13 protein-coding genes and 1 pseudogene are annotated in these 21,805 nt (G+C 65.9%); 11 read left to right on the top strand and 3 right to left on the bottom strand.

The genetic code is table 11. The features are described 5' to 3' along the window. The first annotated feature begins 104 nt into the window (after nucleotides 1-104). The 7 genes from wecB to ACZ9A3_RS09140 all read left to right on the top strand — a co-directional run bounded on the left by wecB (nucleotide 105) and on the right by ACZ9A3_RS09140 (nucleotide 12,785). The gene (gene wecB / locus ACZ9A3_RS09170; RefSeq protein ID WP_213601460.1) at nucleotides 105-1,259 is read left to right on the top strand and encodes a non-hydrolyzing UDP-N-acetylglucosamine 2-epimerase; all 1,155 of its coding nucleotides are present in this window, start codon (nucleotides 105-107) and stop codon (nucleotides 1,257-1,259) included. Then, complete coding sequence (gene nfrB, locus ACZ9A3_RS09165) at nucleotides 1,256-3,430, top strand: cyclic di-3',5'-guanylate-activated glycosyltransferase NfrB (RefSeq protein WP_476252426.1); 2,175 nt, start codon at nucleotides 1,256-1,258, stop codon at nucleotides 3,428-3,430. Before wecB ends, nfrB begins: the two co-directional genes overlap by 4 nt. Further along, on the top strand, nucleotides 3,427-6,396 hold the full coding sequence (locus ACZ9A3_RS09160; protein ID WP_476252425.1) for an NfrA family protein: 2,970 nt from the start codon (nucleotides 3,427-3,429) through the stop codon (nucleotides 6,394-6,396). The genes nfrB and ACZ9A3_RS09160 overlap by 4 nt, the downstream gene beginning before the upstream one ends. Continuing rightward, nucleotides 6,396-7,241, top strand: a complete 846-nt coding sequence (locus ACZ9A3_RS09155) for a DUF4434 family protein (RefSeq protein ID WP_213601463.1) — start codon at nucleotides 6,396-6,398, stop codon at nucleotides 7,239-7,241. Before ACZ9A3_RS09160 ends, ACZ9A3_RS09155 begins: the two co-directional genes overlap by 1 nt. Before the next feature lie 30 nt (nucleotides 7,242-7,271). Next, nucleotides 7,272-8,360 (top strand): GGDEF domain-containing protein, encoded by a 1,089-nt coding sequence (locus ACZ9A3_RS09150; protein ID WP_476252424.1) that lies wholly within the window; start codon nucleotides 7,272-7,274, stop codon nucleotides 8,358-8,360. Nucleotides 8,361-8,646: 286 nt separating this feature from the next. Further along, nucleotides 8,647-12,600, top strand: a complete 3,954-nt coding sequence (locus ACZ9A3_RS09145) for an amino acid adenylation domain-containing protein (RefSeq protein ID WP_476252423.1) — start codon at nucleotides 8,647-8,649, stop codon at nucleotides 12,598-12,600. Beyond that, entirely contained in the window at nucleotides 12,597-12,785 is a 189-nt protein-coding gene (locus ACZ9A3_RS09140) for an MbtH family protein (protein ID WP_045198690.1), read from the top strand. The genes ACZ9A3_RS09145 and ACZ9A3_RS09140 overlap by 4 nt, the downstream gene beginning before the upstream one ends. Here ACZ9A3_RS09140 and ACZ9A3_RS09135 read toward each other — a convergent pair. Together ACZ9A3_RS09135 and ACZ9A3_RS09130 are read right to left on the bottom strand one after the other, a co-directional pair. Beyond that, nucleotides 12,782-14,080, bottom strand: a complete 1,299-nt coding sequence (locus tag ACZ9A3_RS09135) for an ATP-binding protein (protein ID WP_045198688.1) — start codon at nucleotides 14,078-14,080, stop codon at nucleotides 12,782-12,784. The genes ACZ9A3_RS09140 and ACZ9A3_RS09135 overlap by 4 nt on opposite strands. Nucleotides 14,081-14,086: 6 nt before the next feature. Continuing rightward, the gene (locus tag ACZ9A3_RS09130) at nucleotides 14,087-14,788 is read right to left on the bottom strand and encodes a response regulator (RefSeq protein WP_045198685.1); all 702 of its coding nucleotides are present in this window, start codon (nucleotides 14,786-14,788) and stop codon (nucleotides 14,087-14,089) included. A 156-nt stretch (nucleotides 14,789-14,944) separates the two neighbouring features. Here ACZ9A3_RS09130 and ACZ9A3_RS09125 point away from each other — a divergent pair, with 156 nt between their 5' ends. From ACZ9A3_RS09125 to mobA, 3 genes and pseudogenes are all read left to right on the top strand, one after another. Next, nucleotides 14,945-16,123 carry an efflux RND transporter periplasmic adaptor subunit gene (locus tag ACZ9A3_RS09125; RefSeq protein ID WP_093383439.1) on the top strand — a complete coding sequence of 393 codons (1,179 nt, stop codon included), beginning with the start codon at nucleotides 14,945-14,947 and terminating at the stop codon, nucleotides 16,121-16,123. An 11-nt stretch (nucleotides 16,124-16,134) separates the two neighbouring features. Next, a pseudogene (locus ACZ9A3_RS09120) lies at nucleotides 16,135-19,267 on the top strand (multidrug efflux RND transporter permease subunit). 61 nt (nucleotides 19,268-19,328) lie between these two features. Then, nucleotides 19,329-19,904 (top strand): molybdenum cofactor guanylyltransferase MobA, encoded by a 576-nt coding sequence (gene mobA, locus ACZ9A3_RS09115; protein ID WP_195883889.1) that lies wholly within the window; start codon nucleotides 19,329-19,331, stop codon nucleotides 19,902-19,904. A gap of 13 nt (nucleotides 19,905-19,917) precedes the next feature. Here mobA and ACZ9A3_RS09110 read toward each other — a convergent pair whose 3' ends face one another. Further along, nucleotides 19,918-21,318 (bottom strand): M16 family metallopeptidase, encoded by a 1,401-nt coding sequence (locus ACZ9A3_RS09110; RefSeq protein ID WP_476252422.1) that lies wholly within the window; start codon nucleotides 21,316-21,318, stop codon nucleotides 19,918-19,920. Between the two features lie 136 nt (nucleotides 21,319-21,454). Here ACZ9A3_RS09110 and ACZ9A3_RS09105 point away from each other — a divergent pair, with 136 nt between their 5' ends. Then, nucleotides 21,455-21,748, top strand: a complete 294-nt coding sequence (locus tag ACZ9A3_RS09105) for a DUF7693 family protein (protein WP_476252421.1) — start codon at nucleotides 21,455-21,457, stop codon at nucleotides 21,746-21,748. Nucleotides 21,749-21,805 lie beyond the last annotated feature (57 nt).

Raw genomic sequence — 21,805 nt, 5'->3', positions numbered from 1 at the left:
GACCCGCCCATTGGACAACCCCGCCTTCTACTGCTTGTATCTAAACCTTACAAGAGCGGCAGAACGTACAACTTCTCAGAAAAGGACGGACGAGGAGCGGGATAATGGCGTACACAGTCATGATGGTGTTTGGCACACGCCCGGAAGCGATCAAAATGGCCCCGCTGGCCCAGGTGTTGCGCCAGTGGCCGGATATCGAGCTGAACATCTGCTCCACCGGCCAGCACCGGGAAATGCTCCAGCAAGTGCTGCACGATTTTGGCCTGAGCGTCGATGAAGACCTCAAGGTGATGACCCAGAACCAGACCCTCAACGGCCTGTCCCAGCAATTGCTCAAACAGCTCGACGACACCTACGCACGCATCCAGCCCGACATCGTCCTGGTGCACGGCGACACCACCACCAGTTTCATCGCCGCGCTGGCGGCGTTCAACCGGCAGATCCCCATCGGCCACGTCGAGGCAGGGCTGCGCACCGGCAACCTCAAGGCGCCGTGGCCCGAGGAAGCCAACCGGCGCCTGACCGGGGTGATCGCCGACCTGCATTTCCCGCCCACCACCAAGGCCCGCGACAACCTGCTGCGCGAAGGCGTGGTGCTCGAGCACATCGAAGTCACCGGCAACACCGTGATTGACGCGCTGCTGTGGATGCGCGAGCACCTGAACAAGAGCCAGTGGAAACCTGCGCCCGAGTCGCCGCTGGCGCAACTGCGCGACGACCAGCGCCTGGTACTGATTACCGGCCATCGCCGGGAAAACTTCGGCCAGGGTTTCGAACGCATCTGCCTGGCCCTGGCCGAACTTGCCTTGCGTTACCCGCACGTGCAGTTCGTCTACCCGGTGCACCTCAACCCGCAGGTGCAAAAAGCCGTGTACGCGCTGCTCTCGCATCAGCCGAACATCCTCCTGGTGGCGCCCCAGGACTATCAGCATTTCGTCTGGCTGATGGACCGTGCCTACCTGATCCTCACCGATTCGGGCGGCGTCCAGGAAGAAGCGCCGGCACTCGGCAAGCCCCTGCTGGTGCTGCGCAAGGTCACCGAGCGGCCGTCAGTGCTCGAAGGCGGCACGGTGATGCTGGTGGGCACCCAGACCGAACGCATTGTCAAGGAAGCCAGCCGCCTGCTCGATGACAGCGAGGCCTACCAACGCATGAGCCGGGTGTTCAGCCCTTACGGCGACGGCCATGCCAGCGAACGCATCGCCGAACGCCTGAGCCGCTGGCTCGAGGAAAACGCCGCTGAGCGAGACGAGGCATGAGCCTGGCCTGGGTCGATTTCTTCACCTATGTATTGTTCGGCCTCAAGCTGCTGGCCATCGTCCTTGCCAGTTTGATGTTCCTGCTCGGCCTGGATGACCTGTTCATCGACATCGTCTATTGGGGCCGCAAGCTGATTCGCCGCTTTCGCATCTACGACAAGTACGAGAAGGCCGACGAAAAACGCCTTTTCGAAGTGCCGGAAAAACCCCTGGCAATCATGGTCCCGGCCTGGAACGAGGTCGGTGTGGTCGGCGAGATGGCGCGCCTGGCGGCCTCGACCATCGACTACGAAAACTACCAGATCTTCGTCGGCACCTACCCCAACGACCCGCAGACCCAGGCCGACGTCGACGCCGTGTGCCTGCACTACCCCAACGTGCACAAGGTGGTGTGCGCGCGGCCCGGGCCGACCAGCAAGGCCGACTGCCTGAACAACATCATCGATGCGATCCTGCGTTTTGAGCAGGACGCGCGCATCGAGTTCGCCGGCTTCATCCTGCACGACGCCGAAGACGTGATCTCGCCCATGGAGCTGCGGCTGTACAACTACCTGCTGCCGAACAAGGACATGATCCAGATCCCGGTCTACCCCTTCGCCCCCGAGTGGCGCGGTTTTACTGCCGGGCACTACGTCGACGAGTTCGCCGAAAACCACGGCAAGGACGTGATCGTGCGCGAAGCGTTGACCGGCCAGGTGCCCAGCGCCGGGGTCGGCACCTGCTTCAGCCGCAAGGCGATCAGCGCCCTGCTCGAAGACGGCGACGGCATTGCCTTCGACGTGCAGAGCCTGACCGAAGACTACGACATCGGTTTTCGCCTCAAGCAAAAGGGCATGAAGTGTATCTTCGCCCGCTACTCGATGAGAGATCCGCAACTGGCCCTCAAGCGCGACTGGCGCTGGGGCATGAGCCGAGAGTTCGCCCAGGTCATCTGCGTGCGCGAGCACTTCCCGCGCGACTGGCAGCATGCGATCCGGCAAAAGTCGCGGTGGATTGTCGGCATTGTCTTCCAGGGCACCAGCAACCTGGGCTGGAGCCGCACCGGCGCGCTCAACTATTTTCTCTGGCGCGACCGCCGCGGCTTGTTCGCCTACCTGCTGAGCTTTCTGGTCAACCTGCTGTTCCTGGTGCTGATCGCCATGTGGCTGGTGACGATGCTGGCGCCCAACGCCTGGCGCTTCCAGTCAATTCTCAGCGACAGCCCGCTGCTGATGACCCTGCTCTGGCTCAACGGCCTGTTGTTGATCAACCGCCTGTTCCAGCGTGGCTTTTTCGTCACCCGTTACTACGGCATCTTCGAGGGGCTGCTGTCGGCGCCGCGGATGATGTGGAGCAACTTCGTCAACTTCTTCGCCAACCTGCGGGCGCTGCGCCAGGTCATGGAAATGGGCGACTCGCGCCGTGTGGCCTGGGACAAGACCACCCACGAGTTCCCGGCCCTCGGCGCGCCGGCACGCACGCCTCTGGGTCAGCGCCTGGTGGCCAAGGGGCTGATCAGCGAGGCGCAATTGCAAGTGCTGATCACCAGTCCCGTGCGCCGGCGCCTGGGCCGCGAACTGCTGCTGCGCGGGCTGTTGACCAGCGAGCAACTGGTGCAAACCCTGGCCGAACAACTGGATTTACCCTGGGCGCCATTAAATCCATTCAAACTTGAGCGCAAATTGATTACCCTGCTGCCCCGCCGCCTGGCAGTGCACTACGGGGTGCTGCCGGTAGCGCAAGACGGCGATACATTGATCCTGGCCAGCGAAGGCCCGGTCAGCCAGGTGTCCCTCGGGGTCATCAGCCGTCAACTCAAGCGCCCGGTGCAATATCGCCTGGCGCCCCAGGGCCGGGTCACCCTCGGCCTGCGTTACCACTACCCCAGCCCCTGGCAGAAGGAGGAGACCCGGCACATGCTCGCGGTTCTCGAAAAGCATCAGGACGATGCCGCGTTGCTTGAGCGGGTCAGTCACCACCAAATCATGCTCGGCACCCTGTTGCAGGTGCGCGGCATGGTCCCCCCCACGTTGTTCAACCAGGCCTTGATCGATTTCAACCCGGAGCACATGTCCCTGGGCGAGCACCTGATTGCCCGCGGCATCATCAGCGAAGCGGTACTGCAAGACGCCCTCGCCGAGCAGCTCGAAGAACAGCAAGCCGCTTATGACCTGACCCGGGAGGTGGCATGAGTGTGCGCCCGCCGCTGACGCTGGCCAGTTTGTTGTTGTCGTTCTACACCGTGCACGGCCTGGCCGCGCCGCTTAGCGACTTCGAACGCTTTCGCAGCTACCCCTTCCTTGAACGCAGCTACCGCGAGGCCAAGGCCGACAACTGGAAAGAAGTCGAACGCCTGACCCGCCACCTGCTCGAGCGGGTACCCAACAACAGCGAAGCCCGCGCCTTGCTGATCCAGGCCCTGGCCCATCAGCGCCGCTACCGCGAAGCCGAGCAACTGGCCGAAGCCGCCAGCAGCAGCGACGCCCTGCTGGAGCTGCGCCTGACCTGGATCGAGCAGGACCCACCCGCCGCAAGCCGGGTCGAGGGCTGGATCGCCACCAGCAGCCTCAACCAGCGTATCCGCCTGTGGCAGGCCTACAGCCTGAGCCTGGCCAAGTTCGGTGGCGCGGCCAAGGCCCTGGAGTGGCTCAACCACCTGCCGGCCCATGGCGACGACAACATCCTGCGCCTGGCCCGGGCCAACTGGGCCGAGCAACTGCGCAACTGGAGCCAGACCATCGCCGCCCTGGCGCCGCTGGCCGAGCGCGGCGAGCTGCCGGCGCAAGACTGGCAGCGCCTGGCCAACGCCTACGTGCAGCGCCTGGACGAGGCGCCACTGCAACAACTGCTCAAGCAGGCGCCCACCCCCGAGATCGCCCGCCAGACCCGCCTGGCCATGGCCAACCGGGCAATTGCCATGGGCCACACCGAGCTGGCCCAGCGCTGGCTGCAGTCGCTGCCCGAGCAAGACCTGCACGACCCGGCCAATCGCCGGCAGCTGTGGGAACTGGCGCGCCAGGGCGATGATGCCGCGCTGGTACGGCGGCTCAGCAACGAGCTGAACCGGCCATGCCTGGAAACCACCGAATGGCTGTCGCGCCACGATCCGCAGGCCGCCCGCGAGCAGCTCAAAGGCTGCCGCGCCGATGACAACCCCAAAGCCTGGCTGGTACTCAACCAGCGCCTGCAGGGCCCGGGTGGCGAGGCGCGTTCCGCACAGATGTGGGAGCGCCTGTACCGCCAGAGCGGCGACCTGCAGGCCCTCGAACAAGCGAGCTTCCTGCAGCTCAAGGAGGGCCGCAAGGAGCATGTGCGCCAACTGCTCGAACAGGCCTACGACCGCCGCCAGGGCCGCTTGCCACAACCCTTGCTGCAGCGCCTGGCCGGGCTTTACAGTGCCGACGATGCGCCGCTCGACAGCCGGCGAATGGCCGGCTTGATCCCGCGGGTCGATGCCGCCAACCGCGCCCTGCTGCTCGCCCGCCTGGCCGAGCGCGGGCAGTGCGACACGGTCCGCCAGGCGATCCCCGCCACACCCAGCGAAGTCGGCCAGTTGCGTGCCCTGGGCCGCTGCGCCATGCCCGAGCGCCCTGGCGAAGCGGTGGTCTATTACCAGGCCGCCGCAGACCTGGGCGATACCGGCAGCCGCCTGCCGCTGGCCTACGCCCTGGAAGCCGCCGGCGATTCCTACGCCGCGCAACCGCTGTGGAAAGCCCTGGCCGACAGCGAGTGGACCGCCAACGCCCGGCTTACCGCCGCGCGCAGTGCGCTGAACGCCGACAATCCTCACCTGGCATACACCTATTGGAAACAGGCAACGCCGGTAACGGCCGATGACTGGGCGCTGGGCGCGGCCATCGCCCAGCGCGACTACCAGGTCCACGACGCCATGGACTACCAGCGCCAGGCCCTCGCGCAGCAACCGCGCCCCGACCATTACTATGGCGCTGCGGTGACCGCCGCGCAGAATGGCGACCTGGCGCAGAGCACCGCCTGGCTTGCCGAGGCCGTGCGCCTGGCGCCAGAGCAGCCGCGCTACAGCGCCGACTACGGCATGCGCCTGGCGGGCTCGGAACAACAAGTAACCCGCGCCCGCTCGACCCCCTACCTTGAGCGCGCCGCTCAGGCCTTCCCCGAGGATTACCGGATCGGCGAAACCCTGGCCTGGCGCTACGACGAAGTCGAGAACAGCGCGGCGGCCCGTAAAGAGCTGCGCCGGGTGCTGGACGTCGAACACGACCTGGTCGATGGCGACGACCAGTTCGGCAGCCTGGACGCCCGCAAGTACCGTCAGCGCCGCGCCCACGAGGCGCTGTCGCGGCGCGACAGCTTCACCCTGGCCAGCACCTGGTCGCCGGCCGGCGTCTCGACCAACGACAACTTTCGCGATGACCGCCAGGACCGCCGCGCCACTTCGCAAAACGTGCAACTGGCGATGTGGGACCACGCCCTCGGTGAAGAGCCGAGCCGCAACGGCAGCACCTTCTCGGTCTACGGCCGGGTGCTGTTCGGCGGCAGCGGGCGCAACGACTATGCGCAGAGCATGGGCACCGGCGTCGGCCTGCGCTACAAGCCGTTGGGCACCAGCAACCTGAACCTGTACACCGAGCTGTACCACCAGCGCCAGATCGACGATGCCCGTTACGGCGGCCTGAGCCTTGGCCAGTTGCTCAGCCCGAGCAAGGTCGGCGACAACTATGGCGACCTGCGCGGCCATGCCGAGTCGAGCAACGACCTGCTGCTGCGCGCCACCGCCTCGTACCTCGACCAGGGCAAATGGCGCAACGACTGGCGGGTCGACGAGGACGAGTGGGACGAGCGCTTCCTCTACCTCGATGCCGCCTGGTGGACCCGCGCCGGCGACCATCAATGGCTGTCGCGCTACCAGCGCGGGCACACCTGGAAGCTGCCCAGTGCCTCGCCACAAACCCTGATGCCGTATGGTTTTCTCGAGTTCTCAAGCCAGGACCCGAGCAACGACTGGCGCCAGGACCTGCGCACCGGCCTGGGCCTGCGCTGGCAATGGTGGTTCGACGACGACCGCTACAACGCCTATCGCGGTTCGCTGAAAGTACGCGCCGAATACCAGCAGTCGCTGGGCGGCAATCTTTATGAACACGCCAACGGCGTGTTGCTGGGTGCGGAGTTGACCTTTTGATGCGCCGCTTGATCGCTGTGATGCTGTTCGTCCTGAGCCTGCAGGCAACTGCCGACGAGCGCCTGTTCTACCAACCGCTGAACCGCGACGCGCAGTTGAGCGAGGCGCAGTGGCGCGCGCTGTGGCAAGCCACTGCGGCCCAGGGCGGCAAAACCCTGATCGTGCAGTGGAGCGCCTATGGCGACAGCGACTTCGGCGGTGCCCGGGGCTGGCTGGCCAACAGCCTGCGCCTGGCCCACGAACAAGGTCTGCAGCTGGTGCTGGGGCTGTACATGGACGCCGCCTATTACCAGCGCATCGACGAACTCGATGGCGCCGGCCTGGCCGCCTATTGGCGCGCGCAACTGGGCAATTCCCTGGCCCAGCAGCGCAAGATCCGCCAGGACTGGCAGTTGCCGGTGGCCGGCTGGTACCTGCCGATGGAGCTGGACGACCTGCACTTTCACAGTGCCGACCGCCGCCAGGCGCTGTACACCCAGCTACAGGCCTTCAATCGCCGCCTGGATGCGCCGCTGCACATCAGCGCTTTCAGCGCCGCGCGCCTGAGCCCGCAAGTCAATGCTCGCTGGCTCGAGCAGCTGGCCAGCCTCAAGCTGCAGGTCTGGTGGCAGGACGGCGCCGGCACCGGGCGCCTGGCGCCGCTGGTGCGCCACAACTACGAGGATGCCCTGCCCTGCAGCATCGGCATCGTCAACGAAGCCTTTCGCCAGACCAGCGCCGCCGGCCAGCCCTTCACTGCCGTGGCAGCGCCACCGCAGCTGCGCAGCGACTGTCATCCGCGGGCAGTGTTCTCGTTGCGCTACCGGCCCTGGACCCAGGGGGTACTGCCCTTGGCCGGGCACTGAAACCGTCTTCTTCGAGCATTCAGGGCTGCCATGTACAAGACCATCGAACAGCAAGTGCGCAGGAACGTCGCACCGCCGCAACTGCGCGAAGAATTCCGCCAGCACGACTTCGAAAGCCTGAAGTCGTTCAGCTTGCTGGTGTTCGTGCTGAGCCTGGGGATCTGGATTCTGTTCGACCTGATCGTCAGCTACCAGGGCAATCAGGGCCTGACCTGGCTGTCGGCGCTGTTCATTGCGGTGATGGGCATGCTCACCATCATCCTCGGCTTCGTCCGCAAGGCGGCGCATTTCGATGTGCTCAACCTGGTGTTCATCGCCGTGATCACCCTGGCGGTGCGCCTGGTGATCGACGGCCTGCCGCAAGCGCTGCGCCCGGCCTGGATGGTCCTCGGCGCCTCGAGTGTGCTGTACAGCGTGTCGGTGCTGCCGGTGCGGCGCTGGTCGTTCCTGGCGACAATGCTGGTGACCTGGATCAACCTCAACCCGTTCCAGGTCCCGGACATGCACCTGTTAGAGCTACGCGGCAGCATGTTCGTCTGCTATGCGGTGTTTCTCAACGGCCTGACCCTGTACAGCTACCTGAAGATGCGCCGGGCCAAGCTGTACAACTTCTACATGGCCAAGCTGCTGCTCGAGCAAGCCTACGTCGATGCCCTGACCGAGATCCCCAACCGCCGTTCGTTCATGGCCAAAGCCGAAAAACACCTGCAGCAGGACGCGGCCGCCACGCGCTACCTGGCGATGATCGACATCGACAACTTCAAGAAGGTCAACGACCAGTTCGGCCACGACATCGGCGACGTGGTGCTCAAGCGCATCGCCGCCAGCATCAAGGCCTCGATGAGCGAATTCGAGTACGCACGGCTGGGCGGTGAAGAGTTCGTGATCTACGTCTGGGGGCTCAACCAGGCCGACGCCGAACGGCGCATCGACGCCCTGTGTCGGCGGGTCCGTGACGAAGTCGCCGAGCATCCGGTGACCATCAGTATCGGCCTGGCGCAAATCCTCGCCGAAGACACCCTGAGCAACGCCCTGGTCAAGGCCGACCAGGCGTTGTACGAGGCCAAGCGCAGTGGCAAGGACCGCTACGTGCTGTGGCGCGAGCCTCTCGGGTTGTAAGCCTTCAGCCCTTCGCGGCGGCCGCCAATGGCGCCGCGCCTTCGCCGAGATGCTCCCGCCACCCCTGCCGAGCCGCCTGGCAGCGAGTGCAAGCCTGCGGCCAACCGCGACCATCCTGCCGGTAAAGGCCGCAATCGTGCCGTCACAGCGGCTGTAGTAGTGCTCTGCCGGTCATCGCCAAGCCCCCTTGCGCTGCCTCTCAAAGCCCCCGTCCGCGTGCACTTGCAGATCATTTGCGCCGCTCTACGCTGCAATTTCGCGCAAACCCGGACAGAGGAACACTCGAATGGATTCGAACATCACCAGCGAAACCGGCCACCCCTTGACCGCAGGCCAACTGTGCATGTGGTTCAACGCCCAGCTTGCCCCACCCCAGACCAACATGAACCTGGCGGAGTCCGTCGACATATTTGGCGCGGTGGACGTCGAGCGCTTCATGACCGCCCTGCGCCGAGTGGCTGATGAGGCCGAAGCGGTGCGGCTGAACTTCGTTGACAGCGCCGAAGGCCCGCGGCAACTGCTGGCCCCGCGATTCAGGGGGGAACTGCCGTTTCTCGACTTCAGCACGGCGGATGATCCACGGGCCAGTGCCGATGCCTGGATGCATGACGACATCCAGCGCCGCGTCGACCTGGGCTGCGACCCGCTGTGGATGTCGGCGCTGCTCAAGCTGGGCCCGGCGCATTTTGTCTGGTACCAGCGCCCGCACCACATCATCCTCGACGGCTTTGGCGCCGGGTTGCTGGTGCGGCGCCTGGCCGACACCTACCAGGCCCTCGGCGAAGGCCAGCCGGTGTCCGCCGCCAGCGCCTTGCTGCCGATCAGCGAACTGGCCGAACAAGACAGCGAGTATCGCCAGTCGGAGCGCTTTCAGCGTGACCGCGAGTACTGGATGCAGCGCTTCGCCGACCTGCCGGCGCCGATGAGCCTGGCGCGCCAGCGCACCCTCAACCACGACGGCCTGCTGCGCCGCACCGCCCACCTGCCCGCGGCCAGGGTCGACGCCCTGCGCCAGCGCGCCAGCGAACTGGGCAGCACCTTGCCGCAGATCCTCACCGCCGCCACCGCCGCCTACCTCTATCGGGCCACCGGCAACCAGGACATGGTCATCGGTGTGCCGCTCAGCGCCCGGCGCAACGCACGCATGCGCCAGGTGCCGGGCATGGTCGCCAACGCCATGCCGATGCGCCTGAGCATGCGCCCGGACATGAGCCTGGCCGAGCTGGTCCAGGAGGTATCGCGGCAAATGCGCCAGTTGCTGCGCCACCAGTCATACCGCTACGAGCACCTGCGCAACGACCTGGGCCTGCACGGGGCTCATCAGCAGCTGTTCACCACCCTGGTCAATATCGAGCCCTTCGACTACGCCATTGCCTTCGACGGCCACCCTACCCGCGCACGCAACCTGTCCAACGGCACCACCGACGATTTGGGCATCTTCTTCTATGAGCGCGGCCTGGGCCAGGACCTGCAGTTCGATTTCGACGCCAACCCCGGGCTTTACAGCGCCCAGGCACTGGCCGAACACCAGCAGCGCCTGCTCAAGGTGTTCGACGCGCTGATCGAACAGCCCCAACAGATGGTTGCCCGCATCGAACTGCTGAGCGACGAACAGCACCAGCAGTTGCACGCCTGGAACCGCACCGCGGTGGACTACTCGCCGTGGCAGCCGGTCAGCCAACTGATCGAGCAGCAGGCCCGGCGCACACCCGATGCCTGCGCGCTGCTGTTCGCCAACCAGCAGCTCAGCTACGGGCGCCTGAACCAGCAGGCCAATCGCCTGGCCAATCGTCTGCAACAGCACGCCATCGGCGCCGACAGCCTGGTCGCCATCGCCATGCCGCGCTCGCTGGAACTGGTGATCGGCCTGCTGGCCATCCTCAAGGCCGGCGCCGCTTATGTGCCGCTGGACCTGGAGCTGCCGCGCGAGCGACTGCGCTTCATGATCGAGGACAGCGCAGTCCAGTTGTTGCTGACAGCGCAGGCGTACAGCGGCCTTGGCGCCAATCTTGCCCCTGAACTGATGCTCGATGACCTGCTGGACGATGAGCACGGCAACGACGATACCCCCCTCAGCCACGTGCAAGGCAGCAACCTCGCCTACCTGATCTACACCTCCGGCTCCACCGGCCAGCCCAAGGGTGCCGGCAACAGCCATGAGGCCTTGTACAACCGGTTGATGTGGATGCAGGCGGCCTACCCGTTGACGAGCGCCGACACTGTGCTGCAGAAGACCCCTTGTGGCTTTGACGTGTCGGTCTGGGAGTTCTTCTGGCCGTTGATGAGCGGTGCCCGCCTGGCTATCGCCGAGCCCGGGGCCCACCGCGACCCGCAACAGTTGCTGGCGCTGATCCAGCGCTACCAGGTCACCACCCTGCACTTCGTGCCGTCGATGCTGCAGGTGTTTGTGCCCGAGCTCCAACCCGGCCAGGGCCAAAGCCTGCGGCACATCATCTGCAGCGGCGAAGCGCTGCCCGCCGAGCTGCAGCACCAGGTGCTGCAGGCGCTACCCAATACCGCCCTGCACAACCTCTATGGCCCCACCGAAGCGGCCATCGATGTCAGTCACTGGACTTGTCGCGACGATGGTAGCCACAGCGTGCCGATCGGCCAACCGATCGCCAACCTGCAGGCCTATGTACTCGACAGCAGCCTGCACCAGCAGGCAATCGGCAGCCCTGGTGAGCTGTACCTGGGCGGCATCGGCCTGGCCCGGGGTTATCACCGCCGCCCGGGGCTGACCGCCGAGCGCTTTGTCGCCAACCCGTTCGGGCCGCCCGGCAGCCGCCTGTACCGTACCGGCGACCTGGCACTGTGGCGCGCCGACGGCCAGCTTGAATACCTCGGGCGGGTTGATCAGCAGGTCAAGCTGCGCGGCCTGCGCATCGAGCTCGGCGAGATCGAGCACCTGCTGGCCAGCCATCCGCAGATTGCCCGCTGTACGGTGCAGGTGCGCGAAGACTGCCCCGGCCAGCAACAACTGGTGGCCTACCTGGTGCTGGCCGGTGAACAGGCGCTGGACCTGGGCCAGCTTGGCTATTACCTGGGCGAGCGCCTGCCCGAGTACATGGTGCCCAAGGTATTTGTGGTGCTGGCGCAACTGCCGTGCACCGCCAATGGCAAGCTCGACCGCCGGGCGCTGCCGGTGCCGGCGCAGCACCTGCAGGCACAACGCCCCGCCGAGCCTGCGCAAGGCCCGCTCGAACAGGCCTTGGTGCAGATCTGGAGTGAACTGCTGCAGCGCCAGGGTATCGACCGCAACAGCCACTTCTTCGAACTGGGCGGCCATTCGATCCTGGCAGTGCAAGTCGCCGCACGCTTGCGCCAGCAACTGGGCATAGAAGTGATGCCCACCGATCTGTTCACCCGCCCGGTGCTGCACCAGTTTGCCGAGCAGCTCCAGCGCAGCGCGGACCTGGTCCGTCCTGGCGACCCGTTCACGGTGCTGCTGGAACTGCGCAGCGAGGGCAGCCAGGCGCCGCTGTTCTGCCTGCCGCCGGGCGGCGGCCTGGGCTGGCCTTACGCGGCGCTCAGTGGTTACCTGCCCGACCGCCCGCTGTATGCCCTGCAGGCTCGCGGCCTGCGCAACCCGGGGCTACGCCCGCAGAGCGTCGAAGCCTGCGCCAGCGACTACCTGGCGCAGATCCGCAAGGTCCAGCCGGTTGGCCCGTACCATTTGCTCGGCTGGTCATTCGGCTGCCATGTCGCCCACGCCGTGGCGACCTTGCTGCAGCGCGAGGGCGAGTCAGTGGCACTGCTGGCGCTGCTCGACGGCTACCCGCTGCAACCTCACAGCCAGGTCCCGCAACTGAGCGACCAACAACTGCTGGCCCTGCTGATCGGCACCCTGACCAACAGCCCGGCAGACTTCAGCCAGCCCTTGCAACCGATCGCCGAGCAGCGCCGTTACCTGGCCGAAGTGCTCAACCTGGAAGGCGCGATCGTCCAGGCCTTCTGCGATGAAGTGCGCCAGACCGTGCCGTTGATGGAGCGTTTCAAACCGCAGGTGTTTGCCGGCGAGGTGTTGTTCCTGCGCGCTACCGAAGGGCTGCGTGACGCCCTGTGGCAAGACCCCGAGCACTGGCGCACCCACGTCGATGGCCGGTTGCAGGTCCACGATATTGCCTGCATGCACGAAAACATGCTGCGTGCCGACGCCGTGGCGCAGATCGCACCGCTGCTGGCCAGGGCCCTGCAGGCCAGCGAAAGCGCCCGCCGTGCCCAGGAGGTGAACCCATGAGCAGCCCATTCGACAACCCGCAAGGGCAATTCCAGGTGCTGCGCAATCACTTGCACCAGCACAGCCTGTGGCCGGCCTACCTGGCCTGCCCGCCCGGCTGGCAGGCGGTGTTCGGCCCGCAGCGCAAAGCGCTGTGCCTGGACTACGTCGAGCAGCACTGGCGCGACTTGCGCCCGCGCCGCTAGCCGCGCGGCAGCCTGATCTTGAACTGCGCACCGCCCAGCGCCGACTGCCCGACCGTCAGGGTGCCGCCCTGGCCTTCGATGGCCCGGCGGCTGATCGCCAGGCCCAGGCCGAAGCCGCCGGTGGTACGGTCGCGGCTGCGGTCCAGGCGGTAGAACGGCTGGAAGATCAGCTCGCGCTGGTCGTGGGGGATGCCGATGCCGTTGTCCTCCACGGTCAGCAGGCAATGGCCCTGGGGGTCGAGGCTCAGGCGCAGGAGGATCTGCCCGTCGCAGTAGCGCATGGCGTTGCGTACCAGGTTCTGCAAGGCACGGGCGGTCAGCCGTGGGTCGAGGATGAAGCGCGGCAGGTTGTCGTCGGCGCGCACCTGCCATTCGATGCCACGGCCATCGAGCTCTTCGGCAAAGCTGCCGAGGATGCTGTCGACCAGCTCCAGCAGCGACACCTCGACCCGCTCGCGGGCCTGGTCGGCGTTCTGCAGACGGCTGTAGGACAACAGCTCGAGCACCAGTTCATCCAGCTCGCGCACATGCCCGACCAGTTCCAGCAGGCGCTTGCGGCAGTTGGGCGGGACTTCGTCAAACAGCAGCACCAGGCCAAAATCCAGGCGTGTCAGCGGCGTGCGCAGCTCATGGGACACGGCATTGAGCAGTTCGCGCTGCTGGGTCAGCAGGCGTTCGACGTCCTGGGCCATGGTGTCGAACACCTGGGCCAGTTCGCCGATGTTCGAGCGCGGCGGAATATGCGTGCGCTGCGACAGCTCGCCCTGGCCCAGGCGCCGGGCGGTTTCCTTGAGCCGTTCAAGGTCGCGCCAGTGCGGCCAGACCCAGAACAGCAGGCAGCCGAGCAGCGCGGCGCCGATCAGCACGGTCACCACCCAGGACAGCAGGCTGATGTCCAGGGGGTCGGGCGGATTGCTCAGTTCCACCAGCCAGGTGTCGTCCAGTGGTGCCAGGGCGGTCTCGTAGTAGCCCCAGTCGCCCAGGCGCACCACGTTCAGGCCGGCCTTGAGGCGGTCGCGCTCCGCATAGCTGAGGCCAATCTGGTCCTGGCGGCGCAGTTGGATTTCCAGCGGGGCGAAATCCGCCGCCAGTTCCTTGGCCTTGGCCGGCCATTCAGTGCTCGGCACCTGCTCGAACTGCTTGACGATCAAGCGTTGCACGCCACGGGCCTGGTCAAGGTTGTAGGCAATGAAACGCTGGTGAAAGGCGCCGACGATGGCATCGGGAATCAAAAAGATCGCCCCGGCATAGGCGACGATGGTGATCAGGTACAGGCGGATGAGGATTTTCAGCATGAGCCGCTAGAACTCCCACTCGACCCGGCTGAACAGATACCCCTTGCCCCACACGGTCTTGATCTTGCGCGCCTCGCCTGCGCTGTCGTCGAACTTGCGCCGCAGCTTGGAAATCGCCACGTCCACCGAGCGGTCGGTGCCGTTGAACTCGATGCCGCGCAGTTGCTGGAGGATGCGGTCGCGGCTGAGCACCACGCCGGCATTGCGCGCCAGCACCACCAGCAGATTGAATTCGCCGCTGGACAGCTCCACCGGCTGCTCGCGCCAGAACACATTGCGCTCGGCCAGATCGATGCGCAGGCCGCCGACCACGATCAGGTCGCTCTCAAGGCGTGGCTCGTTGATGCTGCTGCGGCGCAGCAAGGTGCGTATCCGCGCCAGCAGCACCCGTGGTTCGCACGGTTTGGTCACGTAGTCGTCGGCGCCCATTTCCAGGCCCAGCACCTGGTCGTGGCTATCGTCGCGGGCGGTCAGCATGAGGATCGGCAGGGCCTGGGACTCGGCGCGCAACAGCCGGCACACCTGCAGGCCGTCGAGGCCCGGCAGCATCAGGTCGAGGATCACCAGGTCCGGTTTGTTGCGCCGCGCCTCGGCCAGCACGTGATCGCCACGAGCAATCACGCTGACGCTGAAGTCGTTGCGCTGCAGGTAGCTGGCGATCAGTTCGGACAGGGCGCAGTCGTCTTCGACCAGGAGAATATTGGGCATGGGCAGTTTGACAGGCTGGGAAAGTCAGGCAGGATATAAGAGCTCACGCGCTCGCAGGATAAAGCTTCACACTTTTTTACACATGGCCTACACAGCTTAACTGTTGCCCGTCGGTCGCCTGCCTTAGCATTGCCGGGTCATTTTCGGAAGATCCGCATGTCCAGTTCAAGTCCCGCCCGTCTGCGCGCCCTGGCGCCGCTGTTGTTGATCACTTTCGCCCTGAGCGCCTGCGACGACAAATCGCCTGCCGAAGAAAAGGCCCCGCCCAGCGCAGTGCGGGTCGAGACCGTGCAGGTGCAGCCGCTGGCGATCACCACCGAGCTCAATGGCCGCATCCTCGCCCCGCGCACTGCCGAAGTGCGCGCGCGGGTGGCCGGCGTGGTGCTCAAGCGCGTGTACCGCGAAGGCAGCGACGTCAAACAGGGCGATGTGCTGTTTCGCATCGACCCGGCGCCGTTCCAGGCCGACTTCGACAGTGCCCGCGCCGCCCTGGCCCGCGCCGAGGCCACGCGCTACCAGGCGCGCCTGCAGGATCAGCGTTACCGCGAACTGATCGCCATCAATGCCATCAGCCGCCAGCAGCACGACGATGCCCGCGCCGCCTTCCTGCAGGCCGATGCCGACGTCGCCGCGGCCAAGGCGGCGCTTGAGCGAGCCAGGCTCAACCTCGGTTACGCCACCGTCACCGCGCCGATTTCCGGACGCATCGGCCGCGCCCTGGTGACCGAAGGGGCATTGGTCGGGCAGAACGAAACCACACCGCTGGCGACCATCCAGCAGCTCGACCCGATCCATGCCGACGTCACCCAGTCGACCCGCGAACTCAATGCCCTGCGCCGCGCCCTGCGTGCCGGCGAACTGCAGCAGGTGGGCCAGGACCAGGCCAGCGCGACGCTGATCCAGGACGACGGCACGCCCTACCCGCTGCCGGGCAAACTGCTGTTCTCGGACATCAGCGTCGACCCGAGCACCGGCCAGATCACCCTGCGCAGCGAGTTCCCCAACCCCGACCTCGACCTGCTGCCGGGCAGCTTCATCCGCGTGCGCCTGGAGCAGGCGGTCAAGCAGCAAGGCATCAGCGTGCCGCAGCGGGCCATCCTGCGCGACAGCGCCGGCAAGCCGAAGGTCATGCTGGTCGATGGCGAACAGCGCGTCAGCGAACGCCCGGTGGTGCTGGGCAGTGTGCAGAACGACCGCTGGATTGTCAGCGAAGGCCTGGCCCCCGGTGACCGGGTGGTGGTCGAAGGCCTGCAGCACATCAGCCCCGGCGACCAGGTAGAGGTCGACAACGCGGGCAAGGACGCCCTCCCCATCGTTCAGTCCAACGGCCAGTGAGGGCCTGATTCATGCCGCAGTTTTTCATTGACCGCCCGGTGTTCGCCTGGGTGGTCGCCTTGTTCATCCTGCTTGCCGGCGCCCTGGCCATCCCGCAATTGCCGGTGGCCCAGTACCCCGACGTGGCGCCGCCGCAGGTGGAAATCTACGCCGTGTACCCGGGTGCCTCGGCGCAGACCATCGACGACAGCGTGGTCAGCCTGATCGAGGAAGAGCTCAACGGTGCCGACAACCTGCTCTATTTCAGCTCGCAAAGCAGCCTGGGCAGCGCCACCATCACCGCCACCTTCGAACCGGGCACCAACCCGGACCTGGCCCAGGTCGATGTGCAGAACCGCCTGAAAGTGGTCGAGTCGCGCCTGCCGCGCCCGGTCACCCAGCAAGGCCTGCAAGTCGAGAAAGTCTCCACCGGCTTCCTGCTGATGGTGACCCTCACGGCCATGGACGGCAGCCTTGACGAAGTCACCCTGAGCGATTTTCTCGCCCGCAACGTGATGAACGAGATCCGCCGCCTCAAGGGTGTCGGCAAGGCCCAGCTGTATGGTTCGGAGCGGGCCATGCGCATCTGGATCGACCCGGCCAGGCTGATCGGCTTCAACCTCACCCCCGATGACGTCAACGAGGCCATTGCCGCGCAAAACGCCCAGGTGGCGCCGGGCAGCATCGGCGACCTGCCGGGCACCGGCACCCAGGAAATCACCGCCAACGTGGTGATCAAGGGCCAGCTCAGCACGGTCCAGGAGTTCCAGGACATCGTCCTGCGCGCCAACCCCGATGGCTCGACCGTGACCATTGGCGATGTCGCCCGGGTCGAGATCGGCAGCCAGGAGTACCAGTACGGCACCCGCCTCAACGGCAAGCCGACCAGTGCCTTCAGCGTGCAGCTGTCGCCCGGCGCCAACGCCATGGAAACCGCGACCCTGGTGCAAGCCAAGCTCAGCGAGCTATCGCGCTACCTGCCGCCGGGGGCCAAGTTCGACATCCCCTACGACACCTCGCCGTTCGTCAAGGTCTCGATCCAGCAGGTGATCACCACCCTGCTCGAAGCCATGGCCCTGGTGTTCGCGGTGATGTTCCTGTTCCTGCAGAACATCCGCTACACGCTGATCCCGACCCTGGTGGTGCCGGTGGCGTTGATGGGCACCTTTGCGGTGATGCTGTCGCTGGGCTTCTCGGTCAACGTCCTGACCCTGTTCGGCATGGTTTTGGCCATCGGTATCCTGGTGGACGACGCCATCGTCGTGGTCGAGAACGTCGAGCGGATCATGAGCGAGGAAGGCCTGGCGCCGCGCGAGGCGACCAAAAAGGCCATGAGCCAGATCAGCGGCGCCATCGTCGGCATCACCCTGGTACTGGTGGCGGTATTCCTGCCGATGGCCTTCATGAAAGGCAGGCTCAGTGGGGGTCATCTATCAGCAGTTCTCGGTGTCGATGGCAGTGTCGATCCTGTTCTCGGCGTTCCTCGCCCTGAGCCTGACCCCGGCCCTGTGCGCGACCTTGCTCAAGCCGATTGCCAAGGGTTCGCACCACGAAAAAACCGGCTTCTTCGGCTGGTTCAACCGCCGCTTCGAGAGCATGACCAACGGCTACCAGCGCTGGGTGATCCAGGCCCTCAAGCGCAGCGGTCGCTACCTGCTATTCTACGCGGTGCTGGTGGCCGGGCTGGTGTACGGCTTCAGCCAGTTGCCCTCCTCGTTCCTGCCCACCGAAGACCAGGGCTACACCATCACCGACATCCAGCTGCCGCCGGGGGCCAGCCGCGCCCGCACCGAACAGGTGGCGGCGCAAATCGAGGCGCACAACGCCACCGAACCTGGCGTGGGCAACAGCACGCTGATTCTCGGTTTCAGCTTCTCTGGCAACGGCCAGAACGCGGCGCTGGCATTCACCACCCTCAAGGACTGGTCCGAACGCGGCAGCGACGACAGCGCGCAATCGATCGCCGACCGCGCCAACGCCGCCTTCAGCCAGCTCAAGGACGCCATCGCCTATTCGGTGCTGCCACCGCCGGTGGACGGCCTGGGCACTTCCAGCGGTTTCGAGTTCCGCCTGCAGGACCGCGGTGGCCTCGGCCATGCCGGGCTGATGGCGGCGCGTGACCAGTTGCTCGCCGCCGCCGAGAAGAGCCCGGTGCTGGTCAACGTGCGCGAAAGCGCCCTGGCCGAAAGCCCGCAGGTGCAGCTGGAAGTCGACCGCAAGCAGGCCAACGCCCTGGGCGTATCGTTTGCCGATATCGGCAACGTGCTCAACACTGCGGTGGGTTCCAACTACGTCAACGACTTCCCCAACCAGGGGCGCATGCAGCGCGTGGTGGTGCAGGCCGAAGGCGACCAGCGCAGCCAGGTCGATGACCTGCTGAAAATTCACGTGCGCAACAGCAGCGGCAAGATGGTGCCCCTGTCGGCGTTCGTCCAGGCCAAGTGGATCACCGGCCCCGTGCAGCTGACCCGCTACAACGGCTACCCGGCGATTGCCGTGTCGGGCGAGCCGGCACCGGGCTATAGCTCCGGCGAGGCGATGAACGAGATCCAGCGCCTGGTCGACCAACTGCCCTTGGGCATGGGCCTGGAATGGACCGGGCTGTCGCTGCAGGAGCGCTTGTCCGGCTCCCAGGCGCCGATCCTCATGGCCTTGTCGCTGCTGGTGGTGTTCCTGTGCCTGGCGGCCTTGTACGAGAGCTGGTCGATCCCGACCTCGGTGCTGCTGGTGGTACCGCTGGGGGTGCTCGGCGCGGTGATTGCGGTGAGCCTGCGCGGCATGCCCAACGATGTGTTCTTCAAGGTCGGCCTAATCACCCTGATCGGCCTGTCGGCGAAGAACGCCATCCTCATCATCGAGTTCGCCAAGAGCCTGGTCGATGAAGGCCACGACCTGGTCGATGCCACCGTGCAGGCGGCGCGCCTGCGCCTGCGGCCGATCGTCATGACCTCGCTGGCATTCATCCTCGGCGTGGTGCCCCTGGCAATTGCCAGCGGCGCAAGCTCCGCCAGCCAGCAGGCGATCGGTACCGGGGTGATCGGCGGCATGCTCAGCGCCACCCTGGCGGTGGTGTTCGTGCCGGTGTTCTTTGTTGTTGTGATGCGCCTGACCGGCAAACGCCGGGCCAAGGCTCAAGCCCCTGCGCCAGAAGCCAGCGACAGCTGATCTGGACAGACCGCGGCGTGCATGGGAAGGTGAGCGGCTGATACTGCCAGGAACCCTGACCATGCCCGCCGCCCCGCCTCCCTGCTCCATCCTCATTCTTGCCGGTGGCCGTGGCCAGCGCATGGGCGGCCAGGACAAAGGCCTGCTCGACTGGCAGGGCCAGCCGCTGATCGCCCACATCCACGCCGTGGTGCGGCCGCTGACCGACGACCTGATCATCTCCTGCAACCGCAACCAGGACCGCTACCGGGCCTATGCCGATCAACTGGTCGGCGACGCCGAGGCGGACTTCCCCGGGCCGCTGGCCGGAGTACTGGCCGGGCTTGCAGTGGCGCGCCACGACTGGATACTGGTGCTGGCCTGCGATGCGCCACTGATTGACCAGGCACTGATCCTTGAGCTGATGAACCTGGCCAATGACCAGCAGCAACCGGCGATGATTCGCCAGGGTGGTTACTGGCAGCCGATGTTCAGCCTGATCCCCTGCGCCTTGCGCAGCGACTTGCAGCACGCCTGGGACGCCGGCGACCGGGGGGTGCAGCGAACCTTGCGCCAGCATCCGCTGCGGGCGCTGGAGTGCGCCGAGGGAGACCCGCGCCTGAGCAATTTCAATACCCCGGATTTTTTGCGCGGCTGATCGCGAGGTAAACTCAGTAGTCCTGCCCCGCCACCACCGTCGCCTGTTTACCCGGCTGTACGACGCGCTGGAATGCCGCTTTTACGTGCGCAGGCGTCACCGCCTCAAGCTGCTCGCGCCAGGTCACCAGGGTGTCGTCCGGCAGCTGGTTCAAGGCGACCTGCGCCACGTGCTCAAGCAGGCGCTGGCGGCTGGTACCGTCAAAATGGGCAAGCAAACGCGCCTTGGCCTCGTCCAGCTCCTCCGGTCTCGGGCCTTCGCTGACAAAGCGTGCCAACGCTTGATGAACCGCTTGCTCGGCCTGCTGCTGGTACCCGGCGCTCACTTCCACAGAGATCACAAACGCCCCGGCTTGCTGGCCTATGGCGAAATAGCTGGCCGACTGCCAACTGACATCACCGCCAAGCGCCTGGCCGATGGCCCGATTGAGCCGCGTCGGCCAGTGCTCGCCACCGAGAATGTCGCTGCCCAGCAGCAACGGGAAAAAGTCCGGGTCGCTACGCGGCACCGCCGGCTGGCCGATCTGTATCCAGATCGTGCCTTGCTGTGGCTCGATCTGCTGGTGGCTGGCCCGGCTCAGGGCCTGCACCTTGGGCAGCGCCGGCAATGCCGTGCACTGACCGCTCGGCAAGCGCCCCAGTACCGCGCTGGCCACGGCATCGGCCTGGGCCCGGTCAAGCTTGCCGACCAGGCTGACCGTGGCCCGGCACGGCAGCATCATTGCCGTGTAATGGCTGCGCAGATCTTCCATGCGGGTACGTTCGAGCATGGCCGGGGTCAGGGCATAGCCGAACGGCAGCGCGTATTCGTACAGGTCGATCTGCTTGTTGCGCTGCAGCCCCGGGCGGGTCAGCTCGCGGGCATAAGGGTGGTCGCCGTACAGCGCCTGGGCAAAGCGATGCCCTACCCCGGGAAAACGCTTGGTGGTTTCACCGTTGACCTGGCGAATGTAATAGGGCTTGGCGCGAAACCAGATACTGCCGGCAAAGGCCGGCTCGGCAATCTGCCGGCCGAGCAAGGCGCTGGCCTCGGCCTGGCGCTGGGGGTTGTTATCGGTAATGGTCAGGATGTAGCTGAAACGGTCGGCATCGACCTGGGTATTGAGTTGGCTGTCCAGGCGCATCCAGTCCATGCGCAGCGCGTTGCCGCTCAGTTCCGGGGCGTCGCCCTGGGCGTGCACACCTTCCACCGCGAGGACCGCGCCAAGCACCGCCAGGCCCGGTTGGTCCTGTGGGTCGCGGCGGCTGCCGGCATCGAAGTCGACCTGGATCTGCAGGTCGCTGGCCTGGCTTTGCGCCAACAGGTAGACCCGCGCGCCACTGGGCTGGGTCCAGTGTTCAATGGCCAGGCTGTCGGCGGCCACGGCCGGGGCGATTGCGCTCAATCCCAACGCGCAGGTGAAGAGTCGTTCCATCAGGGTCATAGCAATTTCTCAAAGGACCAGGGCGCGGACGCTACGCACTTGGCTCGCGCAGATCAAGCCCGGGCAACGGCTGACACTGGCGCCGGCAGGCTTTAAGCTCAGCCCCCCGCTTTTGAGAATGAAACAGATGCCAGCCCTGAGTGCCCGCGAAATTTGCCAGCAACTGCGTGACGCCGCCCTCGGCCTTCGCCCGTTGCGCCGTGTCGGGGTTGAGATCGACATCGATGGCTGGCGCCTGCACCTGGATTTCGACGGCAGCCACTTGCACCATTGCCTCGCCTGCCGCAGCAGCGATGGCCGTGTAGGCACGCTGGACAGCTGGCAATGGGGCACAGATCCGGTGAGCTTGCTCAGCACCTGGGAGCTGGCGCAGGTCGAGCGGTTGCTGCGACTACAAACAGCAAATTCAACACAGTGTTGATATTTAAAATTTACGTTGATAGCCTACCTTCACCGTCCAACGCCCACGAAGGCTGCG

The organism is Pseudomonas sp. TE4620, assembly GCF_056279045.1.
The sequence above is the reverse complement of the archived record's forward strand: the minus strand, read 5'-3'. Positions and strand labels throughout refer to the sequence as shown.

What these genes read in the sequence shown, in the direction of transcription:
- nfrB (WP_476252426.1), top strand. Translation starts at nt 1,256, where the DNA reads ATGAGCCTGGCCTGGGTCGATTTCTTCACCTATGTATTGTTCGGCCTC.
- ACZ9A3_RS09140 (WP_045198690.1), top strand. Translation starts at nt 12,597, where the DNA reads ATGAGCAGCCCATTCGACAACCCGCAAGGGCAATTCCAGGTGCTGCGC.
- ACZ9A3_RS09125 (WP_093383439.1), top strand. Translation starts at nt 14,945, where the DNA reads ATGTCCAGTTCAAGTCCCGCCCGTCTGCGCGCCCTGGCGCCGCTGTTG.
- ACZ9A3_RS09145 (WP_476252423.1), top strand. Translation starts at nt 8,647, where the DNA reads ATGGATTCGAACATCACCAGCGAAACCGGCCACCCCTTGACCGCAGGC.
- ACZ9A3_RS09135 (WP_045198688.1), bottom strand. Translation starts at nt 14,080, where the DNA reads ATGCTGAAAATCCTCATCCGCCTGTACCTGATCACCATCGTCGCCTAT.
- ACZ9A3_RS09150 (WP_476252424.1), top strand. Translation starts at nt 7,272, where the DNA reads ATGTACAAGACCATCGAACAGCAAGTGCGCAGGAACGTCGCACCGCCG.
- ACZ9A3_RS09155 (WP_213601463.1), top strand. Translation starts at nt 6,396, where the DNA reads ATGCGCCGCTTGATCGCTGTGATGCTGTTCGTCCTGAGCCTGCAGGCA.
- mobA (WP_195883889.1), top strand. Translation starts at nt 19,329, where the DNA reads ATGCCCGCCGCCCCGCCTCCCTGCTCCATCCTCATTCTTGCCGGTGGC.
- wecB (WP_213601460.1), top strand. Translation starts at nt 105, where the DNA reads ATGGCGTACACAGTCATGATGGTGTTTGGCACACGCCCGGAAGCGATC.
- ACZ9A3_RS09105 (WP_476252421.1), top strand. Translation starts at nt 21,455, where the DNA reads ATGCCAGCCCTGAGTGCCCGCGAAATTTGCCAGCAACTGCGTGACGCC.
- ACZ9A3_RS09160 (WP_476252425.1), top strand. Translation starts at nt 3,427, where the DNA reads ATGAGTGTGCGCCCGCCGCTGACGCTGGCCAGTTTGTTGTTGTCGTTC.
- ACZ9A3_RS09110 (WP_476252422.1), bottom strand. Translation starts at nt 21,318, where the DNA reads ATGGAACGACTCTTCACCTGCGCGTTGGGATTGAGCGCAATCGCCCCG.
- ACZ9A3_RS09130 (WP_045198685.1), bottom strand. Translation starts at nt 14,788, where the DNA reads ATGCCCAATATTCTCCTGGTCGAAGACGACTGCGCCCTGTCCGAACTG.